General features: G+C 61.7%; 1 protein-coding gene. It reads left to right on the top strand.

All coding sequences use genetic code 11. The features are described from left to right. On the top strand, positions 1-1,296 hold a 1,296-nt coding region (locus tag ACK1VC_RS28725; RefSeq protein ID WP_449118183.1), incomplete at both ends, for a T6SS effector BTH_I2691 family protein.

The raw sequence follows: 1,296 nt of genomic DNA, 5'->3' as shown, positions 1-1,296 counted from the left end.
ATGGCACAGCCTGGCTGGCCTTCTCCAGCGATGCCTGGCCGGTCAGCGTGCTGAATGCCTACAAGAAGGGCCAGGCGCCCGCGCACCGCTTCGAGGGGGTCGACCTGACCCAAGCCCGCAACAACCCTGAATTGCTGGGCATTGCCATGACGCCCGACAACCTGCAGGTCGACAAGGAGGTGTTCGAGTACGCACAGCGCGGCTGTTCACCGTTCGACAGTGCACATGGGTTTCACAGCCGCTGGCTGCGCCGGTTTGCCATGCGGGGCTATCTGGTCAACGCGATGACCCGGCACACGCTGGAGAACGGCGTGCTGGCGGTGGTGCTCGACGATACCGTTGGGCTGATTCAAGAGTTCAACCATCAGCGCCTGAACTGGGTGGTGAAGCGCCAGCTCTGGCGCGAGGACCCCATGCGCGCCTACCAATTACAGACTTCGCAGATCCTGCAGGCCATTCGCGCCACGCAGCGGGAGTGGGCGGCGCAGAAGGTGCCTTCGCTGGAGCCGATGGCGGGTAGAGGGCCGTTTGTACCGGTTGATCCGACGGTAGAGCGGCCGCGCATGGTCGAGCAAGCGATGAAGGACAGCGACGATAAACTCGAACAGCGCTACCACGAACCGCAACGGGCGGCGTTCCAGGCCGGGTATGACCAGCAGGAAGCCGAGTTCCAGCGCTTCATCGACAAGGACGCCCGTGCTTACGCCGCGCTGTTCGACACGCCCATGTTCAAGGTGGCCGAGCAGTATGATTACGACGGCGATCATCGTGAATCTGGCGTAGCGTATGCCAAGACCATGGCGCTGTGCCTGGGTGGCGGGATTACCGAGGCGATTGTGCCTGGCGCGGCTCCTGCGGCCGGCACCAGCGAAACCCTCTGGCTGAAATGGCTAGAGGATCCAGACAGCCCACCCTACCGCGCATTGCTGATGCGCGACCGTACGTTGTTGGCTGGCCTGCTTCCCAGCTTTTCTGCTGCCGAAACCATCAAATGGAATGACAGCGACAAGCTTTACTCGATGCTGAGCAAAATCATCGCCAGCGACGATGCCGGCTTGCGCATGCGCAACACCCTCAAGCAGGCCATTGCCGAAACCCAAGGCGCGCTCAACGCCGCCAGCCAACGCTTGTCGCCCAATTTGCCACCTGGCATTCAGACCGCCGTGCGGCACCTGAACAGTGCAACCCAGTTCCTTTACAACGGCGTGCACCTCATCGAACTGGAAGTGAAGATGAAGCTGGGCGAGTACTACGCCCTGCAGAGTGCCCATTTACGCGAATTGCAGCACAAGGCCA

It is taken from the genome of Pseudomonas sp. XP2, from assembly GCF_053557975.1.
Note: the sequence above shows the minus strand (reverse complement) of the source record. Positions and strands in the feature narration are given on the sequence as shown.